Origin of the sequence: Brenneria corticis, from assembly GCF_003115855.1 — a bacterium.
GTDB lineage: Bacteria > Pseudomonadota > Gammaproteobacteria > Enterobacterales > Enterobacteriaceae > Brenneria > Brenneria corticis.
Genome location: NZ_KZ819071.1, coordinates 206816 through 226072 on the forward strand (window position 1 = coordinate 206816; position 19257 = coordinate 226072).

16 protein-coding genes are annotated in these 19257 nt (G+C 57.7%); 12 read left to right on the forward strand and 4 right to left on the reverse strand.

Annotation, left to right across the window (positions count from 1 at the left end):
* Positions 1-135 precede the first annotated feature (135 nt).
* Together DDT56_RS01030 and dcuR are read left to right on the forward strand one after the other, a co-directional pair.
* A complete protein-coding gene (locus tag DDT56_RS01030; protein WP_136164653.1) occupies positions 136-1746 on the forward strand; it encodes a sensor histidine kinase in 1611 nt (536 codons plus the stop codon).
* A complete protein-coding gene (dcuR, locus tag DDT56_RS01035) occupies positions 1739-2461 on the forward strand; it encodes a two-component system response regulator DcuR (protein WP_136164654.1) in 723 nt (240 codons plus the stop codon). The genes DDT56_RS01030 and dcuR overlap by 8 nt, the downstream gene beginning before the upstream one ends.
* A gap of 40 nt (positions 2462-2501) precedes the next feature.
* Here the strand turns inward: dcuR and glk are convergent, their stop codons facing one another.
* Positions 2502-3470: a glucokinase gene (glk, locus tag DDT56_RS01040; RefSeq protein WP_136164655.1), complete on the reverse strand. Its 969-nt coding sequence runs from the start codon at positions 3468-3470 to the stop codon at positions 2502-2504.
* A 191-nt stretch (positions 3471-3661) separates the two neighbouring features.
* On the reverse strand, positions 3662-5011 hold the full coding sequence (locus tag DDT56_RS01045; RefSeq protein WP_136164656.1) for a 2-hydroxycarboxylate transporter family protein: 1350 nt from the start codon (positions 5009-5011) through the stop codon (positions 3662-3664).
* A 1098-nt stretch (positions 5012-6109) separates the two neighbouring features.
* On the opposite strand from DDT56_RS01045, the gene dppA reads away from it, so the two are divergent.
* The 6 genes from dppA (at position 6110) to DDT56_RS01075 (ending at position 12022) form a co-directional block, all read left to right on the forward strand.
* Positions 6110-7717 (forward strand): dipeptide ABC transporter periplasmic-binding protein DppA, encoded by a 1608-nt coding sequence (gene dppA / locus DDT56_RS01050; RefSeq protein WP_136164657.1) that lies wholly within the window; start codon positions 6110-6112, stop codon positions 7715-7717.
* Between the two features lie 159 nt (positions 7718-7876).
* Complete coding sequence (dppB, locus tag DDT56_RS01055) at positions 7877-8896, forward strand: dipeptide ABC transporter permease DppB (protein WP_136164658.1); 1020 nt, start codon at positions 7877-7879, stop codon at positions 8894-8896.
* A gap of 13 nt (positions 8897-8909) precedes the next feature.
* The gene (gene dppC / locus DDT56_RS01060; protein WP_136164659.1) at positions 8910-9815 is read left to right on the forward strand and encodes a dipeptide ABC transporter permease DppC; all 906 of its coding nucleotides are present in this window, start codon (positions 8910-8912) and stop codon (positions 9813-9815) included.
* Positions 9816-9828: 13 nt separating this feature from the next.
* Positions 9829-10809 (forward strand): dipeptide ABC transporter ATP-binding protein, encoded by a 981-nt coding sequence (dppD, locus tag DDT56_RS01065; RefSeq protein WP_136164660.1) that lies wholly within the window; start codon positions 9829-9831, stop codon positions 10807-10809.
* Positions 10806-11825 (forward strand): dipeptide ABC transporter ATP-binding subunit DppF, encoded by a 1020-nt coding sequence (gene dppF / locus DDT56_RS01070; RefSeq protein ID WP_136164661.1) that lies wholly within the window; start codon positions 10806-10808, stop codon positions 11823-11825. Before dppD ends, dppF begins: the two co-directional genes overlap by 4 nt.
* Positions 11825-12022, forward strand: a complete 198-nt coding sequence (locus tag DDT56_RS01075; RefSeq protein ID WP_136164662.1) for a type II toxin-antitoxin system CcdA family antitoxin — start codon at positions 11825-11827, stop codon at positions 12020-12022. Before dppF ends, DDT56_RS01075 begins: the two co-directional genes overlap by 1 nt.
* Positions 12023-12080: 58 nt before the next feature.
* Here DDT56_RS01075 and pdxR read toward each other — a convergent pair whose 3' ends face one another.
* Together pdxR and DDT56_RS01085 are read right to left on the reverse strand one after the other, a co-directional pair.
* A complete protein-coding gene (gene pdxR, locus DDT56_RS01080; protein ID WP_136164663.1) occupies positions 12081-13577 on the reverse strand; it encodes a MocR-like pyridoxine biosynthesis transcription factor PdxR in 1497 nt (498 codons plus the stop codon).
* Positions 13578-13725: 148 nt separating this feature from the next.
* Entirely contained in the window at positions 13726-14484 is a 759-nt protein-coding gene (locus DDT56_RS01085; protein ID WP_136164664.1) for an SDR family NAD(P)-dependent oxidoreductase, read from the reverse strand.
* Between the two features lie 265 nt (positions 14485-14749).
* Here DDT56_RS01085 and DDT56_RS01090 point away from each other — a divergent pair, with 265 nt between their 5' ends.
* The 4 genes from DDT56_RS01090 (at position 14750) to DDT56_RS01105 (ending at position 19255) form a co-directional block, all read left to right on the forward strand.
* Positions 14750-16081 carry an aspartate aminotransferase family protein gene (locus DDT56_RS01090; protein WP_136164665.1) on the forward strand — a complete coding sequence of 444 codons (1332 nt, stop codon included), beginning with the start codon at positions 14750-14752 and terminating at the stop codon, positions 16079-16081.
* A 369-nt stretch (positions 16082-16450) separates the two neighbouring features.
* Positions 16451-17290, forward strand: a complete 840-nt coding sequence (locus tag DDT56_RS01095; protein WP_136164666.1) for an ABC transporter ATP-binding protein — start codon at positions 16451-16453, stop codon at positions 17288-17290.
* Positions 17280-18161 (forward strand): ABC transporter permease, encoded by an 882-nt coding sequence (locus DDT56_RS01100; RefSeq protein ID WP_136164667.1) that lies wholly within the window; start codon positions 17280-17282, stop codon positions 18159-18161. Before DDT56_RS01095 ends, DDT56_RS01100 begins: the two co-directional genes overlap by 11 nt.
* Entirely contained in the window at positions 18161-19255 is a 1095-nt protein-coding gene (locus DDT56_RS01105; RefSeq protein WP_136164668.1) for an ABC transporter permease, read from the forward strand. The genes DDT56_RS01100 and DDT56_RS01105 overlap by 1 nt, the downstream gene beginning before the upstream one ends.
* Positions 19256-19257 lie beyond the last annotated feature (2 nt).

The following is a 19257-nucleotide window of genomic DNA, read 5'->3' on the forward strand; positions in this document are numbered from 1 at the left end:
TTATCTTTAACATCGTCCTGATACGGCGCTCTCCGTCACCCGGTGGTGGAGAGCGCTTTGTGTTTATCCCAACACGCGAAAAGCGATGAAACAGTATAAGATAACGGTGTCATGATGGTTATTCCGGAGAGCGACATGAGTAAGAAAAAAACACCGCTGAAGTTGGGAACGTCGGTGTTTCTGATGGTTTCGGCGGTGCTTGGCGCCGTGCTGCTGGTGGTGTACGCCTTACTGTTTTTTCGCATTAATCAGTTATCGGAGGATAACCTGCGGGAAAAGGCATTCGCCATCGCCCGCACTTTCGCCGCCTCGCCCATGGTCATCGACGAGCTGAAAGGGATTGGAAAACCGGATGTCGTGCAGAAGACGGCGGAAATTATCCGTTTGCGTAATCAGCTGCTTTTCGTGACCGTCACCGATATGGATACCATTCGCCATACTCATCCGGAACCGGAACGCATTGGCGAATATTTTTCGGGCCGCGATATTTATCCCGCCCTGCTGGGGATGGAAAACACCGCCATTAACCGCGGTACGCTCGATCCGGCGCTGCGGGTTTTTGCCCCGGTTTTTGACGGCAACCGGCAGGTCGGCGTGGTGGCGTTGGGCATCGCGCTGACCAGCGTGCAAAACGTCATTAACGAGAACCGCTGGATGATCCCCTGGGCTATTCTGGCGGGGGCGCTGGTTGGCTGGTTGGGCACCTTGATTTTAGTGAAAATACTCAAACGAATCATGCTGGGTTTTGAGCCGTTTGAGATCTCCAATCTGTTTGAGCAGCGCAATGCGATGTTAAAACAAATCAAGGAAGGGGTTATCGCGGTTGATCAGCATGCGCGCATCACGGTAATCAATGACGAGGCCAAACGACTCTTTCGACAGGGCCTGCCGGGCGGCGGTAAAGCGGCCGAAAGCATCAGCGAACAGTGGCTGGAACATCTGCACCTGAAACAGGTGCTGAAAAACGGCGCTCCCTGGCGCGATGAAGAAATTAACGTTAACGGACATCTGTTGCTGACCAACACCATCCCGGTATTCGTTAAGGGCGATATGATCGGCGCCATCGCCACCTTTCGCGATAAAACCGAAATCAGCCAGTTGCTGCAGCGTTTGACCGGGATGTCATATTATGCGGACGCCCTGCGGGCGCAGTCGCATGAGTTTATGAACAAGCTGCATGTCATACTGGGAATGCTGCACTTAAAGTATTATTCCCAACTGGAAGATTATATTTTAAAAACCGCCAATAACTATCAGGCGGAAATCGGCTCGATTATCCGTAAAGTGAAATCGCCGGTGATCGCCGGTTTTTTGCTGGGTAAAATCAACCGCGCGCGCGATCTCGGCATTACGCTGTCAATCAGCGAAGAGAGCCTGCTGCCGGACACGGACGACGTTGATGCCACCAATGAATTGATTACCGTATTGGGCAACCTGATTGAAAATGCGATGGACGCCATAGACGGGCAGGAAAATTGTGAAATCAGCGTGAGTTTTCACCATCAGGACGGGCGTTTGCACTGTACGGTGGGCGATGACGGTCCGGGCATCGCGCTGGCGGACCAGGAACGTATTTATGAGCAGGGTTTTTCCACCAAAGGCAGCGGCCGTGGCATTGGCCTGTATCTGACCAAACAGAGTTTGGAGAAGATCGGCGGAAACATCGATTTTGAGTCGGAACCTGAGGTATATACCCAGTTTTTCGTTAACATTCCTTATCAAGCAAGGTTGTTTGACCATGATTAATGTACTGATTGTTGATGACGATGCCATGGTTGCAGAATTAAACAAATCTTATCTGAATCAGGTATCCGGGTTCAGATGTTATGCAACGGTGCCCACCTTACAGCAGGCGAGAAACCTGCTGATGCAGCCGGATTCGGAAATCGATCTGGTGTTGCTGGATATCTATATGCAGCAGGACAACGGGCTGGATTTGTTGCCCACCATCCGTGAGTTCAGTGAAAAGACGGATGTGATCATTATTTCCTCCGCCAGCGACGTGTACACCATCAAGAAAGCGCTGCACTACGGCGTGGTGGATTACCTGATTAAGCCTTTCCAGTTCTCGCGTTTTGAGCAGGCGTTGACGGCTTATCGCGAAGAGGCGAATTTACTGAAACACCGTGATTTTGTCGCGCAGTCCGATATTGATAACCTGATCCGCCGCACCAGCAGCAGCCCCGCCGGCGAGCGCAAAAAACTGCCCAAAGGGCTGACCAGTTTAACGCTGCGCACCGTGTGCGAGTGGATTGAGGGAAACCAGGGCGCGGAGTTCTCCACGGAAATGCTGGCCAACGCCATTGGCATCTCCCGGGTGTCATGCCGTAAATACCTGATCTACCTTGCGGATACCGGCATTCTTGCCACTAACATTCTCTATGGTTCTACCGGCCGGCCGGTATATCTTTACCGGCTGCTGCCGGAAAAACAGGATGCGCTGCGGCAGTACTGCGAATAACGAATCGGGCGAGGGTCGTTTCCCGACCCTGCCGCCGCGTTTACAACTTGTAGCCGCTTGCCTGCCGCAGCCAGGCTCCGGCGCCCAGCAGACCGGGGTGCGGATGGGTGATCAGGAAAACCGGAATATCGGCCAGATAGCCTTTAAAGCGGCCCTTATCCTCAAAGGCGGCGCGAAAGCCGGATTCGAGGAAGAAATCCAGGAAGCGCGGAACAATCCCGCCGGCGATATAGACGCCGCCAAACGTCCCCAGCGTTAACGCCAGATTGCCGCCAAAACGCCCGAGCAGCGCGCAGAACAGCGACAACGCGCGGCGACAGTCCGCGCAGCTGTTTTCCAGCGCCTTTTCCGACACGTCCTTTGGCGTCAGCGCTTGCGGCGTTCCGCCGTCGGCGAGGACGACAGCCCGGTACAGATTGACGAGGCCGGAGCCGGACAGAACGCGTTCCGCCGACACATGACCGAATTCAGCGCGCAGTATCGGCAGAATTAATGACTCTTCTTCGCTGTTGGGGGCGAAGTCCACGTGCCCGCCTTCGCCGGGCAGGCTAATCCATTTACCGTCCGCCGGCAGGAGATGGGCCACCCCCAGCCCGGTGCCCGCGCCGTAAATCGCAACCGGTTTATCCGCTATGGCCAGCTTGCCGCCGAACTGGATCACATCGTTCGCCTTGAGCGCCGGGATGGCCATACTGACGGCGGTGAAGTCATTGATAATGTCCAGACGGTCAAAATTCAGGCTGCGGGTCTGTTCTATGATGGAAAAGGCCCAGTGATGGTTGGTCATCGCCACCCAGTCGCCGGCGACGGGGCAGGCAATGGCGATACAGCCTTGTTTGACGTTCAGCGCGGGGTGTTCGGCCAGAAAAAGCCGGATAACCGTTTCCAGGCTGTCGTGATCCGCCACGGCATAATGTCTGTTGCCCGATATTTCGCCGCTTTCCAGGGCGCAGAGCGCCAGGCGCGCGTTTGTTCCGCCAACATCGCCCACCAGGGCATATTGATACATAGCGTCTATCTCCCATCGGATTGCAATAGTCTTTACCGGGAAAAAGGCCCGCTGTCTTCATCAGCTTACCTTTTCCGCCGCTATGGCTATATATAACCAGAAACAGGGGGGGATGGTCACGGTTTCGGCGGAAAATAAACAGGCCGGTCAGCAAAGCTGACCGGCCCGACTACAGGAGATTGGCGGTTAAATTAGATGATCCAGTTCAGCAGCAGCGTGGCGCCGATCACGGTTGACGCGCCGCCGATACGGGTGGCGATCTGGGCGAAAGGCATCAGCGACATACGGTTGGAGGCGGAAAGAATGGCGACGTCGCCGGTTCCGCCCAGCCCGCTATGACAAGTGGTGACGATGGACGCTTCTATCGGATACATATTCAGATAAGGCGCGATAAAAAAGCTCACCAGCGCCATGGAAAGCACCACGGAACCACAAACGATGACATAGCCGATGGAAAAGACCGACACCACGCTTTCCAGCGGGATATACAGCATGCCCAGGCCAATCATCAGCGGCCATACCAGCGAACTGGAGACGAATTTGTAAACGCTGTGCGCGCCCGTTTCCATCGTGGCGGGAATCACGCGGCTGTATTTGCAGAATACGGCGATCAGAATCATCAGCACCGGCCCTGGGATATGCACCAGTTTTTCAAACAGACCGCCGACGATGAAAAATGCGCAGATCATCAGCAAGCCGCCGCCCATCAGGTGGAAATCAACCGGTTTAGGCGTTTCGGTTACGGCGAATATCGCATTGTCTTCATCGCTGCGAACCAGACGGCCCTCGCCGTTCAGGTCCTTGCGACGCAGGCCGAGACGAGACAGGATGCCGGCGCAGAAAATGGCGAAGATGTTGCCGACGACGGCGGCCGGCGCCAGCTGCGCGACGTAGACGTCCGGCGTTTCCCCTAAAATGGCGGAGTAGGCCAGCGACAACGGCAGGATGCCTTCGCCGATGCCGCCGCCGATAATCGGAACGATGATGAAAAAGAAGGTATGGTAGAAGCTGTAGCCGCAGAGTTTGCCGACCAGCAGGCCGGTTCCCAGAGCCGTCGCCGTACCCACCACCAGCGGAACGAACATCCGGATCATGCCCTGAATCAGGATTTTCCGGTTCATGCCCAGGATGCTGCCGACCACCAGACAGGCGATGACGAAATAGAGGAAATTGGCCTCTTTCATCAGCAGGTGAACGGTTTTCATGGTGTTGTCATTGAATAGATGAAAATACACCAGAATGGAAGGCACCATCAGACAGAGAATGGCCGGGCCGCCGATATCTTTAAAAACCGGGATTTTATGCCCGATATGCGCCAGCAGGAATCCCATGCTCATAATGACGGCGAAACCGCCGATCATGTTTCTCGGTAGGTACCCCGCATAGGCGGCAATAAAAACAATCGCCGCGATGGCAATAAAAAGAGGGATAGGAACGGATCCGATTTTCTTTTTGAAAATAGCATCTATAAACGACAGAGATGTCGATGTTTCTATAGCAAGATCTTTCTCGCTTAGAATATCAGCTTCAGTTTTTTTCATTGTATTCACCCTGCTAGAACAGTACGGTACAGGAAAGACCTGTGTTTATTTTCAGAAAGTAAAAAAATCCATTTTTTTGTTTTCTATCAATACGTAACAAAAAACTAAAAATGGTAGAGGTTATTTAACGCGTATTTTTATTGTTGGTAATCTAGCATGAGGGAATGTTAAAAATAATATGTTATTTCATGATTTGTGAACTTATCAGCAACTCCTTTTTAAATAACTTATATCATTTTTTTGTAATTAAATAATGCTATGAGCGGTGTTGAAGGAGGATTTCGAGGAGTGAAGACAGGTCTGACGATAAGCATGAAATAAAAATAGCACATTATAAAAATAAGTAAATATGCGATATGGACATTAATGAAAGTATTTTTATCGATAAAAATCTAAATTATTCTCGAATCAGGGCGCAAATAATGAACAGGGATGCTTCCTCATTGAAATTATTCATATTAACAACTAAATCTGACTCTGCTGACCCGGCCGCCGGGAAACGGCGGGAACGTGTTGGCCGGCATAGGTTGAACCCTGCGGCGCAGGCGAGCGATAAAGTTTTTTTATGAAGCGTAGATAGTCTATTGGGAACGGGTAAATTTTATCCTGCCGCCCATTTATTGGCAGAGTTTTCACCTGCTGTTAAGGTTTTTAGCCAAAAATAGTGCTTATATATTGGCCAAGTCATAGCGATTTATTATAGTTTTTTTAATGGTGATAATTTCTTTTCTAAGATATATTTATGGTTTATATCACTGATTTCTAGATATTATATGAAATATAATTCCTTATTATTTCATAAATGTTATATTTTAATTTGCCCAATCGTTCCCTCCGCGTTTGTAAATCCCTACAGCTTGTATTGACGTCACTGTGATCTGTTGACAGATTTAGGATGCCATAGGGAAGAAAACAGCAGATGCCTGAAACATTCCACGCCTTTACCGGATGCCGTGGGTTCTCCTGCACCCTGTTCCGGGGTCTTCCTCCGTCATTTTAATTGGTGCCTTCGGGCAAGAGGTACGGGCCATAACATTTAAAAATACCGGTCCGGCCGTATGTACGCACAACATCATCATCCATAATGGAGCACAAATAATGAGAAATTCCTTGGCTAAATCAAGGGTTTTGAAGCTTGGGCTTGGCTTGCTGGCCATGTCTGTCGCCGCCGGGTTACAGGCTAAAACCCTCGTCTATTGTTCAGAAGGCTCGCCGGAAGGGTTTAACCCGCAGCTGTTTACCGCCGGCACCACGTTCGACGCCAGCTCTATTCCTATCTACAACCGCCTGATCGAATTCAAAAGCGGCACCACCGATATTGAACCGGGTCTGGCCGAGAAGTGGGACATCAGCGAAGATGGTAAAACCTATACCTTTCACCTGCGCAAAGGGGTGAAGTGGCAGGATAATAAAGACTTTAAACCGTCCCGCGATTTCAATGCCGACGACGTGCTGTTTTCCTTCCTGCGTCAGCAGGATGCGAACCACCCCTATCATAAAGTGTCCGGCGGCGGCTATGAGTACTATCAGGGCATGGGAATGCCGGATCTGATCGACAAGGTTGAAAAAGTGGATGATTACACCGTCCGCTTCACGCTGACCCGTCCGGAAGCGCCTTTCCTGGCCGACCTGGCGATGGATTTCGCCTCCATTCAGTCGGCGGAATACGGCGATAAGCTGTTAAAAGCCGGCACGCCGGAAAAAATCGACCTGAATCCCATCGGCACCGGGCCGTTTAAGTTGCAGCAATACCAGAAAGATTCGCGCATTCTGTATACCGCCTTCCCTGGATTCTGGGGCAAAAAACCGGGCGTTGACCGCCTGGTGTTCTCCATCACGCCGGACGCTTCCGTGCGTTACGCCAAACTGCAAAAAAATGAATGCCAGATTATGGCCTACCCAAATCCGGCCGATCTGGCGCGCATGAAGCAGGATAAAAACATCACGCTGCTGGAAAAACCGGGGCTTAACGTCGGGTATCTGGCGTTCAACGTGCAGAAAAAACCGCTGGATGAGGTGAAGGTCCGTCAGGCGCTGACCTATGCGGTAAACAAGTCCGCCATTATCGAGGCGGTCTACCAGGGCGCGGGGCAGGCGGCGAAAAATCTGATCCCGCCGACCATGTGGGGCTATAACGACGATATTCAGGACTACAGCTACGATCCGGAAAAAGCCAAGGCGCTGCTGAAAGAAGCGGGCGTGGCGGACGGTTTCACCATCGATCTGTGGGCGATGCCGGTACAGCGGCCGTATAACCCGAACGCCCGTCGTATGGCGGAAATGATCCAGTCCGACTGGGCGAAAATCGGCGTGCAGGCCAAGATCGTCACCTATGAGTGGGGCGAGTACCTGAAGCGCGCCAAAGACGGCGAGCACCAGACGGTGCTGATGGGCTGGACCGGCGACAACGGCGATCCGGATAACTTCTTCGCCACCTTGTTCAGCTGCGACGCGGCGGAAAGAGGCTCCAACTACTCCAAATGGTGTTACAAACCGTTTGAAGATCTGATCCAGCCGGCGCGTTCGGTATCCGATCATGCAAAACGCATCGAACTGTACAAGCAGTCGCAGGTGGTGATGCACGATCAGGCTCCGGCGCTGATCGTGGCGCACTCCACCGTGTATGAGCCGATCCGTAAAAATGTGAAGGGCTACGTGATCGAGCCGCGCGGCGTACACAGTTTCAACAACGTGTCGCTGGATTAATTCTCAACCCGTCATTTTATGGGCAATCTCCGGGCCTTGCCTGCGCCGCGTCGTCGACGATGTGCGCAGGCAAGGCTTTGTGCCCGTCAAATTGCAGATGTGAGCATAAATAAGCCCGGTAGCCGATGAGCCGTCGGGCACTTATAGAGAGTTCGGGATATGTTGCAGTTCATACTCCGGCGTTTGGGGCTGGTTATCCCAACGTTTATCGGTATCACCCTACTGACTTTTGCTTTTGTGCATATGATCCCGGGCGACCCGGTGATGATTATGGCCGGGGAGCGCGGAATTTCCGCCGAGCGCCACGCGCAATTAATGTCCGAATTGGGGCTGGATAAGCCGCTGTGGCAACAGTACGTGAATTATATTACCGGCGTATTGCACGGCGATCTGGGAACGTCCCTCAAGAGCCGCATTCCGGTGTGGGAGGAGTTCGTCCCGCGCTTTAAGGCGACGCTGGAATTGGGCGTCTGCGCGATGATTTTTGCCGTCAGCGTGGGGATCCCCGTCGGCGTGCTGGCGGCGGTGAAACGCGGTTCAATCTTCGATCACGCCTCCGTCGGGCTGGCATTGACCGGTTATTCCATGCCCATTTTCTGGTGGGGCATGATGCTGATCATGCTGGTTTCGGTCCACCTCAACCTGACGCCGGTGTCGGGACGTATCGGCGATACGGTTTTTCTGGATGAAAGCATGCCCCTTACCGGGTTTATGCTGATCGATACCCTTTTCTGGGGCGAGCCGGGCGACTTCGCCGATGCGGTGCAGCATATGATCCTGCCCGCCGTGGTGCTGGGCACCATTCCGCTGGCGGTGATCGTGCGTATGACGCGTTCCGCCATGCTGGAAGTGCTGGGCGAGGATTATATCCGCACCGCCCGCGCCAAAGGGCTGAGCCGCCTGCGGGTGATCGTGGTGCACGCGTTGCGTAACGCCATGCTGCCGGTGGTGACGGTTATCGGGCTGCAGGTCGGCACCATGCTGGCCGGCGCCATCCTGACGGAAACCATCTTCTCCTGGCCGGGGCTGGGGCGCTGGCTGATCGATGCCCTGCAGCGCCGTGATTATCCGGTGGTGCAGGGGGGCGTGCTGCTGGTGGCCACCATGATTATTCTGGTCAACCTGCTGGTGGATGTACTTTACGGCGTGGTGAATCCGCGCATCCGTCATAGGAAATAGGGGGGAGGCTGAGATGACACAGGTTACTGAACCGGTCGTGGTCAATGGCGCGCCCAGGCCGATGACCCCAATCCAGGAGTTCTGGCACTATTTTAAACGCAACAAAGGGGCGGTGATCGGCATGGCCTATGTGGTGCTGATGCTGATTATCGCCGTTGGCGCGAATGTACTGGCGCCGCATGCGCCATCCGAGCAGTTTCGCGATGCATTGCTTAATCCGCCGGTGTGGCAGGAGGGCGGAAGCTGGAAGTTTATTCTGGGCACCGACGACGTCGGCCGCGACGTGTTGTCCCGCCTGATGTACGGCGCCCGCCTGTCGCTGCTGGTGGGCTGTCTGGTGGTGGTGCTGTCGCTGATTCTGGGGGTGATTTTCGGCCTGCTGGCGGGGTATTTCGGCGGCGTGATCGACGCCGTCATCATGCGTGTCGTCGATATCATGCTGGCGCTGCCCAGCCTGCTGTTGGCGCTGGTGCTGGTGGCGGTCTTCGGGCCGTCGATTGTCAACGCCTCGCTGGCGCTGACCTTTGTCGCCCTGCCGCACTACGTCCGCCTGACCCGCGCCGCGGTGCTGGTCGAGGTGAACCGTGATTATGTGACGGCTTCAAGCGTGGCGGGCGCCGGCGCGGCGCGTCAGATGTTCGTCAATATTTTGCCAAACTGCCTGGCGCCGTTGATCGTGCAGGCATCGCTTGGCTTTTCCAACGCCATTCTCGATATGGCTGCTCTGGGTTTCCTCGGTATGGGCGCGCAGCCGCCGACGCCCGAGTGGGGCACCATGCTTTCCGACGTGTTGCAGTTCGCGCAGAGCGCCTGGTGGGTGGTGACCTTCCCCGGCCTGGCGATTTTACTGACGGTATTGGCATTTAACCTGATGGGGGACGGCCTGCGTGACGCTCTCGACCCCAAACTCAAGCAGTAGCAGAGGTAGAGAGATGGCTTTACTCAATATAGAGAAACTGTCGGTTCACTTTGGCGATGAGGACGTGCCGTTTCGCGCGGTCGACCGCATCAGCTATCAGGTGGAACAAGGGCAGGTGGTGGGCATCGTCGGCGAGTCCGGCTCCGGCAAGTCGGTCAGCTCGCTGGCGATTATGGGCTTGATCGATTATCCCGGCAAAGTGATGGCCGACAAGCTGGAGTTCGACCAGCGTGATTTAACGCGCATCGCCGAGAAAGAGCGGCGTCAGCTGGTCGGGGCGGAAGTGGCGATGATTTTTCAGGACCCGATGACCAGCCTGAACCCCTGTTACACCGTGGGATTCCAGATTATGGAAGCCATCAAGGTGCATCAGGGCGGCAACCGCAGAACCCGCCGCCAGCGCGCGGTGGATCTGCTGACGCTGGTGGGTATTCCCGACCCGCAGTCCCGGCTGGATGTGTATCCCCATCAGCTTTCCGGCGGGATGAGCCAGCGGGTGATGATCGCCATGGCCATCGCCTGTCGGCCCAAGCTGCTGATTGCGGACGAACCGACCACGGCGCTGGACGTCACCATTCAGGCGCAGATTATCGAACTGCTGCTGGAGCTGCAGCAGCGCGAGAATATGGCGCTGATCCTGATCACCCACGACCTGGCGCTGGTGGCGGAAGCGGCGCAGCAGATCATCGTGATGTATGCCGGGCAGGTGGTGGAGACGGGCAAGGCGACGGATATTTTTCGCGCGCCGCGCCATCCCTACACCCAGGCGCTGCTGCGCGCCCTGCCGGAGTTTGCGAGCGATAAAGCGCGCCTGGCGTCGCTGCCGGGCGTGGTGCCGGGGAAATATGACCGCCCCGACGGCTGTCTGCTGAACCCGCGCTGCCCCTACGCCAACGATCGCTGCCGTCGGGAAGAGCCCGAACTGCGCGCGATACCCGGACGTCAGGTGAAATGTCACACGCCGCTGGATGATGCGGGGAGGCCAAGCGTATGAACCCGAATAACCTTACATCGCCGCCGCATTTGCTGGATGCGATCGATTTGAAGAAACATTATCCGGTGAAAAAAGGCTTCTTCGCGCCGGAGAGAATGGTCAAGGCGCTGGACGGCGTCTCCTTCACTCTGGAACGGGGGAAAACGCTGGCGGTGGTCGGGGAGTCCGGCTGCGGCAAGTCGACGCTGGGCCGCCTGCTGACGATGATCGAAATCCCTTCCGGCGGCGAACTTTACTATCAGGGGCAGGATCTGCTTAAGCCGGATCAGACGGCGGAAAAGCTGCGCCGCCAGAAGATCCAGATCGTCTTTCAGAATCCTTACGGATCGCTCAACCCGCGTAAAAAAGTCGGTCAGATCCTGGAAGAGCCGCTGCTGATCAACACCTCGTTGTCAAAAGCCGAGCGCCGTGAAAAAGCGCTGGCGATGATGGCGAAGGTGGGGTTGAAAACCGAGCATTACGACCGCTATCCGCATATGTTTTCCGGCGGGCAGCGGCAGCGCATCGCCATCGCCCGCGGCCTGATGCTCGACCCGGACGTGGTGATCGCCGACGAACCGGTCTCGGCGCTGGATGTCTCCGTGCGGGCGCAGGTGCTGAATCTGATGATGGATTTGCAGCAGGATATGGGGCTGTCTTACGTCTTTATCTCCCACGATCTGTCGGTGGTCGAGCATATCGCCGACGAAGTGATGGTGATGTACCTGGGGCGCTGCGTGGAAAAAGGCAGCAAAGAGGCCATTTTCAATAATCCGCGCCACCCCTATACCCAGGCGCTGCTGTCGGCGACGCCCCGGCTGAACCCGGATTTACGCCGCGAGCGCATCAAGCTGGTCGGCGAGTTGCCCAGTCCGCTGAATCCGCCGCCGGGCTGCGCGTTCAACGCCCGCTGCCGGCGCTGCTTCAGCACCTGTACCCAGCTTCAGCCGCAGTTGAAAACCTACGGCGAACAGCAGGTGGCCTGCTTCGCGGTCGATCAGGACGAGCAGGGCGTTCAGCCCGCGCACTCCAGTTAATGGGTTATCGCTGTCCCACGCCTCTTCCATTGATCGCCGGCGAAGCCCTGGCTGCGAAAGTGAGGGAGCTGGAACAGGCCCGCTGGCTTGAAGAGAACCAGGAAGCCATCAAGGCGATGAATCGCTTTGTCACAGAAAATGGAATACCGCGTAGTAGTAAGGGATTACGGGTAACCCGACCAACTGCGGGAGTTTAATACCCGCGGCGGATGTGCTGGTAGACGCCGTTGATTTTGTGACAACCGGCAGTTAACGCTAGCGGCGATGGGCCGAGCGGGTAAGGTGGAACGCCTCGGCCAGCCGGGCGACGCCGGGTTCAATCCGTTCGGTTTGGATGGCGTGGAATCCCAGGCGGAAATAGTTTTCCGGCGGACGGCTGTCGAGAAAATGGGCCTGACCCGGTTCGATCAGTACCCCGGCGTGGGCGGCGCGCCACGCCAGCTGCTGCGTATCGATCGCCTCCGGGGTGCGTATCCAGAAGGCGTTGGCGGGGGCGCTGCCGGGAATGCGCGAGCATTCGGGCAGGTAGGCGTTCAGCGCATCGTTGAGAATATTCCAGCGTCTGGCGGAGTCCGCGCGGTAGCGGTGCAGATAGGTTTCGTAATAGCCCTGCGCCAGAAAATGGGCCATCTGATGCTGGATGCTGGTGGGGGGATGGCGGTAGACCAGCCTGCGCAGCGCGCGCAGCTCGTCAATCAGTTCGGCGGGCGCCACCACATAGCCCAGGCGCAGCCCCGGCGACAGCGACTTCGACAGGCTGCTGACGTAAATTACCCGGTTGTGGATGTCGCCGGCTTTCAGGGCGGCGCCGGGGTGGGGATCGAAACTGCTTTCCGAGTCGTAATCATCTTCAATAATGATCTGGTCGTGTTCACGGGCGTGTTCCAGCAGCCGCGTTTTACGGGCATTGCTCATGCTGATCCCGGTCGGCGCCTGATGGCTGGGGGTAACATAAAAATAGTCGCAGCCGCGGGACGCCTCGGTTAGCCGTATCCCTTCGCTGTCCAGCGCGTGCGGAATAATCGGCGCGTCCTGGAGCGAAAAGGTATTAATGGCTTCGCGGAACACCGGATTTTCCACCCCGATGCGGGTGTTTTTATTCAGCAGCAGCCGGGCGAGCAGATAGAGCGCGTTCTGCGAGCCCATGGTGATAAGGATTTCGTCGCCGCGGGCGATGATGCCCCGTTTCGGCAGGATACGCTTACGCACCTGTTCAACCAGCAGCGTGACGTCCTGGTCGATATTATCGTACAGCCAGCCTTGGTCGTGACGGCTTCCCATCACTTTGCGCGTCGTCTCCCGCCACTGCTCCAGCGGGAACAGCTGCGTATTCGGCTGGCCGTAGATAAAGGGATAGGGATAATCCATCCACTGGCCGGGTTTCAGGATCGCCAGATAGTTGCTGGGGCAGTGATTGAACCGTTTGCTCCATTCCGGTGCTTGCGGCGCGGCGTCCGACCGGGCGCCGTCATGGGCGGCATCCGGCAGGGCGTCGGTCTGGTGATAGTCCGGATGCAGGTAATAGCCGCTGCGCGGGCGGCTGATCAGGTAGCCGTCGTTAAGCAGGCTTTCGTAGACCAGCGCCACCGTATTGCGGGAAATATTCAACTGACACGATAGCTTACGGCAGGAAGGCAAGGGCTCGTCGATGGGAAACACCCCGGCGAGAATCGAGGCGACCAGCGTTTCCCGCAGCTGTTCCTGCAGGCTTCTGGTCGGTACGAAATCGATATACAGACAGTGATCAATCATTTCCCGCTCCCCCGTTCAACAACCCATACCGCAGAGACAAGCAAATTGCATACCTGAATGGCGTATCGGGATAAAGATAGCGGAAAGGGAAACACTGCCATGGGCGATATGGCAGTGCGGGAGCGGGGAGAGTCTCAGCGCCGCGCGGTCAGTCGCGGTCGATGGCGAAGGGGGACCACGCCTGGCGCACCGGCATGATTTCGATGCGGTTGATGTTCATATGGTCGGGCAGGGTGGCGACCGTATAGATCTGTTCGGCGATATCCTGCGCGCTAAGCGGGGTGGTACCCCGGTACAGCTGGTCTGACGCCGCCTGGTCGCCCTTGGTTCGCACCAGCGTAAATTCGGTTTCCGCGATGCCGGGAGCCAGATCGGTGACCCTTACGCCGGTGCCTTGCAGGTCGCAGCGCAGGTTATAGCTGAACTGTTTGACGAACGCCTTTGAGGCGCCGTAGACGTGGCTGCCGGGATACGGCCACTGCCCGGCGATGGAGCCGATATTGATGATGCTGGCCCCTTTGCCGGTGGCGATCAGCGTCGGCAATAGCGCATGGGTGACATTCACCAGCCCGGTGACGTTGGTGTCGATCATGGTGTGCCAGTCCTCCAGCGGCACCTTTTGCGCCGGGTAAGGCGCCAGCGCCAGGCCGGCGTTGTTAACCAGCGTTTTTACCGCCTTGAAGTCGGCCGGCAGCGCATCGACCAGCCGTTTGACCGCCTGCGCATCCCGCACGTCCAGCGTGGAATAGTAAACCGGAACCAGGCCCGACAGTTCGTCCGACAGTGCTTTCAATCGCGCTTCCCGCCGTCCGGTAAGGATCAGCGACCACCCCTTGGCGGCAAAATGGTGCGCCGCCGCGTGACCGAATCCGGATGTCGCCCCGGTGATAAACACAATATTCTGCATTGAAAACGTCCCTCTAAAGTTGGATAAAACGGTTTTGCCTACGGCGCGGGCCGGTGTGATGCCCGTCCATTTTCACTTTACGGAGTGGAAAACCTCTCTCACAGGGCCAGTTGCACGGAATCTGTGGGACAAACTGGCTCAGGGTTATTCGCTATCTGGCTCTATCCCCGTCGCCGTTTTTGTCCCTAGTCTGGTTTCGACGAGATGAAATGAATGCAACGCGGCCGGCGCCAGCCGATGCCCGCGTAACCATGAGGATGAGAAGATGACCCTGAAAAATGAAGTCGCGTTGTCTAATGATGAAGTCCGCCGGTTGGACAGAGAGTATGTTTTTCACTCCTGGTCGGCGCAGGGCGCGCTGAACCCGCTGGTGATTGCCGGCGGAGAGGGATGCCGGCTGTGGGATTATGACGGCAATACCTATCTGGATTTCAGCAGCCAGTTGGTGAACACCAATATCGGCCATCAGCATCCGAAGGTGATTGCGGCGATCAAGGCCCAGGCCGATTCGTTGACGACCATCGCCCCGTCCACGGCCAATCTGGCCCGCGGCGAGGCGGCCAGACGTATCGTCGCCCGCGCGCCGGATAAATTCAGCAAGGTGTTTTTCACCAACGCCGGGGCGGATGCCAATGAAAACGCCATCCGCATGGCGCGCCTGTTTACCGGAAAAGAGAAAATTCTCTCCGGCTACCGTTCGTATCACGGCAATACCGGCAGCGCGATTGGCGCCACCGGCGACTGGCGGCGTCTGCCCAATGAGTATTCCCGCGGCCATATCCATTTTTTCACGCCCTATCTCTATCGCAGCGAGTTTCTGGCGCAAACGGCGCAGCAGGAGTGCGACGCGGCGCTGCATCATCTGCGGCGCATCATCGAGAGCGAGGGCCCCAACACCATTGCCGCCATTCTGCTGGAAACCATTCCGGGCACGGCGGGAATACTGGTTCCGCCCGCCGGTTATTTACCCGGCGTACGGGCGCTGGCCGACGAGTTCGGCATTATGCTGATCCTGGATGAGGTGATGGCCGGTTTCGGCCGTACGGGTGCCTGGTTTACCTTTGAGCATTACGGCGTCGAGCCGGATTTGATCACCTTCGCCAAGGGGGTGAACTCCGGCTATGTGCCGGCGGGCGGCGTGCTGATCGCCGATCCCATCGCTCATTTCTTTGATACGCGCCTGTTCCCCGGCGGGCTGACCTATTCCGGGCATCCCCTGGCGATGGCCGCCATTGTGGCGACGCTGGACGCCATGGAGGAAGAAAACATCGTCGAAAACGCCGCGCGGATCGGCGACGGGGTTCTGGCCGCCGGCCTGCGGGCGCTGGGGGAGAAATACGCCATCGTCGGCGAGGTGCGCGGTATCGGCCTGTTCCATGCATTGGAGCTGGTATCCGATCCGATCGCTAAAACGCCGTTGCCGGCTTCCGCCATGGGCGAATTTAAAACCCGCCTGCTGGAGAAGGGGCTGCTGGGGTTCGTCGCCGAAAACCGCCTGCACGTGGTGCCGCCCTGTATCGTGACCGAGGATGAGGCGACGCTGGCGCTGGGCATTATTGATGAGGCGCTCGCCGAGCTAAACGCGAAGTTTTCCTGACGTCGTTTTCATGCGCCATGCTCGCTTTCAGGCGCATGGCGTACTTGTTCGTCGTCCTCGTCCTCGCGCAAGCGGGGACCTCCTTCCGTCGGCGGCGCGCTTCCGCCGTTTATCCTAAAGACTCCTCCGACTCAGCTTCTTTTACCCCCCGCATTAAAATAAATATACGTTTTTCCTATGGATATTGCGCCAAATGGAGGCAAACAGGCGGCGATTTGCACCAAATGTGTTTTCCGTCTTCCCGGCTGAAAAGCCGATTCCCTTGTTATTGGTAAGGTCGGCGGAAAAACAAACCTTGGCATGGAAATGGCATCTGCTTGATCGGAAACCTAACCAACTAGTCAGAAACCGCCGCCATGGGGAGCCGGAATGAGCCAACCAATGTATGCAGATGAGCCATCACTCATAACGACGACATCGGCTCCGGCCGCGGCCAGAGCGGCAATCGTCGTGCGCGACGCCAACGTGATTTATCCGGCGGCCGACCGGCCGGTACAGGCGCTGAAAGAGATTAATCTGACCATTCGCCAGGGGGAGTTCGTCTCCTTTATCGGCCCTTCCGGCTGCGGTAAGACCACGCTGCTGCGGGTGATCGCCGATCTGGAGCCCATTACCTCCGGCGACGTGCTGGTCAACGATATGACGCCCGCGGAGGCCCGGCTGGCGCGGGCCTATGGCTACGTTTTTCAGGCTCCGGTCCTGCTGCCGTGGCGCACCGTGCTGGCTAACGTGATGCTGCCGCTGCAGGTGCAAGGGGTATTGCCCGCGCGCTGCGAGGAGATCGCCCGCGAGCAGCTGGCGCGCGTCGGCCTGAGCGGATTTGAGAAAAAATATCCGTGGCAGCTCTCCGGCGGGATGCAGCAGCGCGCGTCCATCGCCCGCGCGCTGGGGTTCGAGCCGAAGATTCTGATGATGGACGAACCGTTCGGCGCGCTGGACGAACTGACCCGCGATAACCTCAACCAGCAGTTGCAGCAGCTCTGGTACAGCGAACGGCGCACCATGGCGTTCGTCACCCACTCCATTTCCGAAGCGGTTTACCTCTCCACCCGCATCGTCATTATGTCGCCGCGCCCCGGCCGCATCGTCAAAATCATTGACTCCCCCTTGCCCCACGAGCGGGATCTGTCCCTGCGCGATGCGCCGGAATTTATTCGTCTGGCTCAGAAGGTGCGTGAAGCGCTAATCGAGGGACACCATGAACATTGACGCCTTGCGTTATCGGGCGCTGCCGGTGTTGGCGGTGCTCGTCGCGGCGCTGCTGTTGTGGTATCTGCTGGCGATCGCGCTGAACGCGCCGGGGGCCATTGACCGCACCCTTGCCGCGGCGGGCGACTGGGGCTGGCGCGATCTGCTGCGCAGCACGCTGAACATGTCGCGCCCGGTGCTGCCGACGCCGCATCAGATTGCGGCGGATATCTGGACCAGCCTGACCAAATGGCCGCCGACGTCGCCGCGCAACCTGCTGCTGCATACCTGGGTGACCGCCAGCGCCGCCCTGAGCGGATTCGTCATGGGCGTCGCGTTCGGCCTGCTGCTGGCGATTTGCATCGTGCATTCCCGCACGCTGGATAAAGCCCTGCTGCCGTGGATCGTGGCCTCGCAAACGGTGCCGGCGCTGGCCATTGCGCCGATCGTGCTGATTATTCTCGGCAGCCTGGGGATTACCGGCCTGCTGCCCAAAGCCGCCATCGCCATGTATCTCTGCTTCTTTCCGGTGACCATCGCCACCGTTCAGGGGCTGCGTTCGCCGCAGAAGCTGGAAATGGAGCTGGTGCATACCTACGCCGCCAGCCGTATCGATACCTTCTGGATGGTCCGGCTGCCCTCGGCCTTGCCTTATCTTTTCCCGGCGTTTCGGGTCGCCATCGCCAGCGGCCTGGTAGGCACCATGGTGGCGGAGCTGCCCACCGGGGCGCAGGCCGGCCTGGGCGCCCGCCTGTTAACCGGCTCTTATTACGGCAATACCGTGCAGATCTGGTCTGCGCTGGTGATGGCGTCTTTACTGGGCCTGCTGCTGACCGCGCTGGTCAGCCTGACGGAATACGGCGTGATGAAACGCCGCAAAGGGGGACGGTGATGGGTAGATATGTTTCCGGCGGCGGCGGCATTGTGGCGGCGCTGATCGCCACGCTGCTGGGGCTGGGGCAGCTGATCCCCGGCGGCGCGGGCGCGACGCGGGCGCTGATGGTGGAGCTGCTGCTGCTGGGCGCGACCATGCTGGCGCTTTACCCGTCGCGTTCGCCGTGGTTGCTGGCGCTGTTGATGGCGCCGGTGGTTGCGGCGGCCGCACTGCTGATGCAGCCGGATATGCTGGAGCGAGTTGACGCCGTGTACTGGCTGGCGGCGGCGGCGCTGGCGATGCTGGCCTGGCATAGCGTGCAGCGGCTGGCCGCGCTCAACGGTCGCCGCCTGCCGGACGGCGCGGTGGCCGCGCTGTTCGGCGCCTGGGTGCTCTACTTCTGGCAATTGCTGGTCACGGTATTCGCGGTGCCCCAGGTTTTGCTGCCCGCCCCGCTGGATATCGTGCGGGCATTGTATGAAAACGCCGGGCTGCTGGCGGGCGATTTTGTGCAGACGGTGGTGAAAGCCGTGTTGGTGGGCTATCTGCTGGGCAGCGGCATGGGCATTGCGGTGGGCATTCTGATTGACCGGCTGCCGTTTCTGCAACGCGGCCTGTTGCCCCTGGCCAACCTGACCAGCACCATCCCGCTGGTGGGCGTGGCGCCGATTGCGGTGATGTGGTTTGGGTTCGACTGGCCCTCCAAGGCGGCGGTGATCGTGCTGGTGACCTTTTTCCCGGCGCTGGTCAGCACCCTGGCGGGACTACAGGCCAGCGGCAAGCTGGAGCGCGAGCTGATGTATTGCTACGCCGCCACGCCGCGCAAAACGCTGTGGGTATTGCGTTTGCCGGCCGCATTACCCTTTATTTTCAATGCATTGAAAGTCAATGCCGCCCTGGCGCTGATTAGCGCGATCGTCGCCGAGTTTTTTGGCTCTCCCACGTCCGGGCTGGGTTTCCGTATTTCAACCGAGGCGGCGCGCATGCATATGTCCACGGTGTGGGCGGCGATCGTGGTGGCCTCCGTGGTGGGGTCGCTGTTTTACGCTCTGCTGGTGCGGTTGGAGAAGAAGGTCAATTTCTGGCACCCCTCGGTACGCGGGGAGTCGTAGTC

Bases quoted from the DNA above. Each gene is read 5' to 3' on its own strand.
- DDT56_RS01030 (WP_136164653.1), top strand. From the start codon at position 136: ATGAGTAAGAAAAAAACACCGCTGAAGTTGGGAACGTCGGTGTTTCTG.
- dcuR (WP_136164654.1), top strand. From the start codon at position 1,739: ATGATTAATGTACTGATTGTTGATGACGATGCCATGGTTGCAGAATTA.
- glk (WP_136164655.1), bottom strand. From the start codon at position 3,470: ATGTATCAATATGCCCTGGTGGGCGATGTTGGCGGAACAAACGCGCGC.
- DDT56_RS01045 (WP_136164656.1), bottom strand. From the start codon at position 5,011: ATGAAAAAAACTGAAGCTGATATTCTAAGCGAGAAAGATCTTGCTATA.
- dppA (WP_136164657.1), top strand. From the start codon at position 6,110: ATGAGAAATTCCTTGGCTAAATCAAGGGTTTTGAAGCTTGGGCTTGGC.
- dppB (WP_136164658.1), top strand. From the start codon at position 7,877: ATGTTGCAGTTCATACTCCGGCGTTTGGGGCTGGTTATCCCAACGTTT.
- dppC (WP_136164659.1), top strand. From the start codon at position 8,910: ATGACACAGGTTACTGAACCGGTCGTGGTCAATGGCGCGCCCAGGCCG.
- dppD (WP_136164660.1), top strand. From the start codon at position 9,829: ATGGCTTTACTCAATATAGAGAAACTGTCGGTTCACTTTGGCGATGAG.
- dppF (WP_136164661.1), top strand. From the start codon at position 10,806: ATGAACCCGAATAACCTTACATCGCCGCCGCATTTGCTGGATGCGATC.
- DDT56_RS01075 (WP_136164662.1), top strand. From the start codon at position 11,825: ATGGGTTATCGCTGTCCCACGCCTCTTCCATTGATCGCCGGCGAAGCC.
- pdxR (WP_136164663.1), bottom strand. From the start codon at position 13,577: ATGATTGATCACTGTCTGTATATCGATTTCGTACCGACCAGAAGCCTG.
- DDT56_RS01085 (WP_136164664.1), bottom strand. From the start codon at position 14,484: ATGCAGAATATTGTGTTTATCACCGGGGCGACATCCGGATTCGGTCAC.
- DDT56_RS01090 (WP_136164665.1), top strand. From the start codon at position 14,750: ATGACCCTGAAAAATGAAGTCGCGTTGTCTAATGATGAAGTCCGCCGG.
- DDT56_RS01095 (WP_136164666.1), top strand. From the start codon at position 16,451: ATGAGCCAACCAATGTATGCAGATGAGCCATCACTCATAACGACGACA.
- DDT56_RS01100 (WP_136164667.1), top strand. From the start codon at position 17,280: ATGAACATTGACGCCTTGCGTTATCGGGCGCTGCCGGTGTTGGCGGTG.
- DDT56_RS01105 (WP_136164668.1), top strand. From the start codon at position 18,161: ATGGGTAGATATGTTTCCGGCGGCGGCGGCATTGTGGCGGCGCTGATC.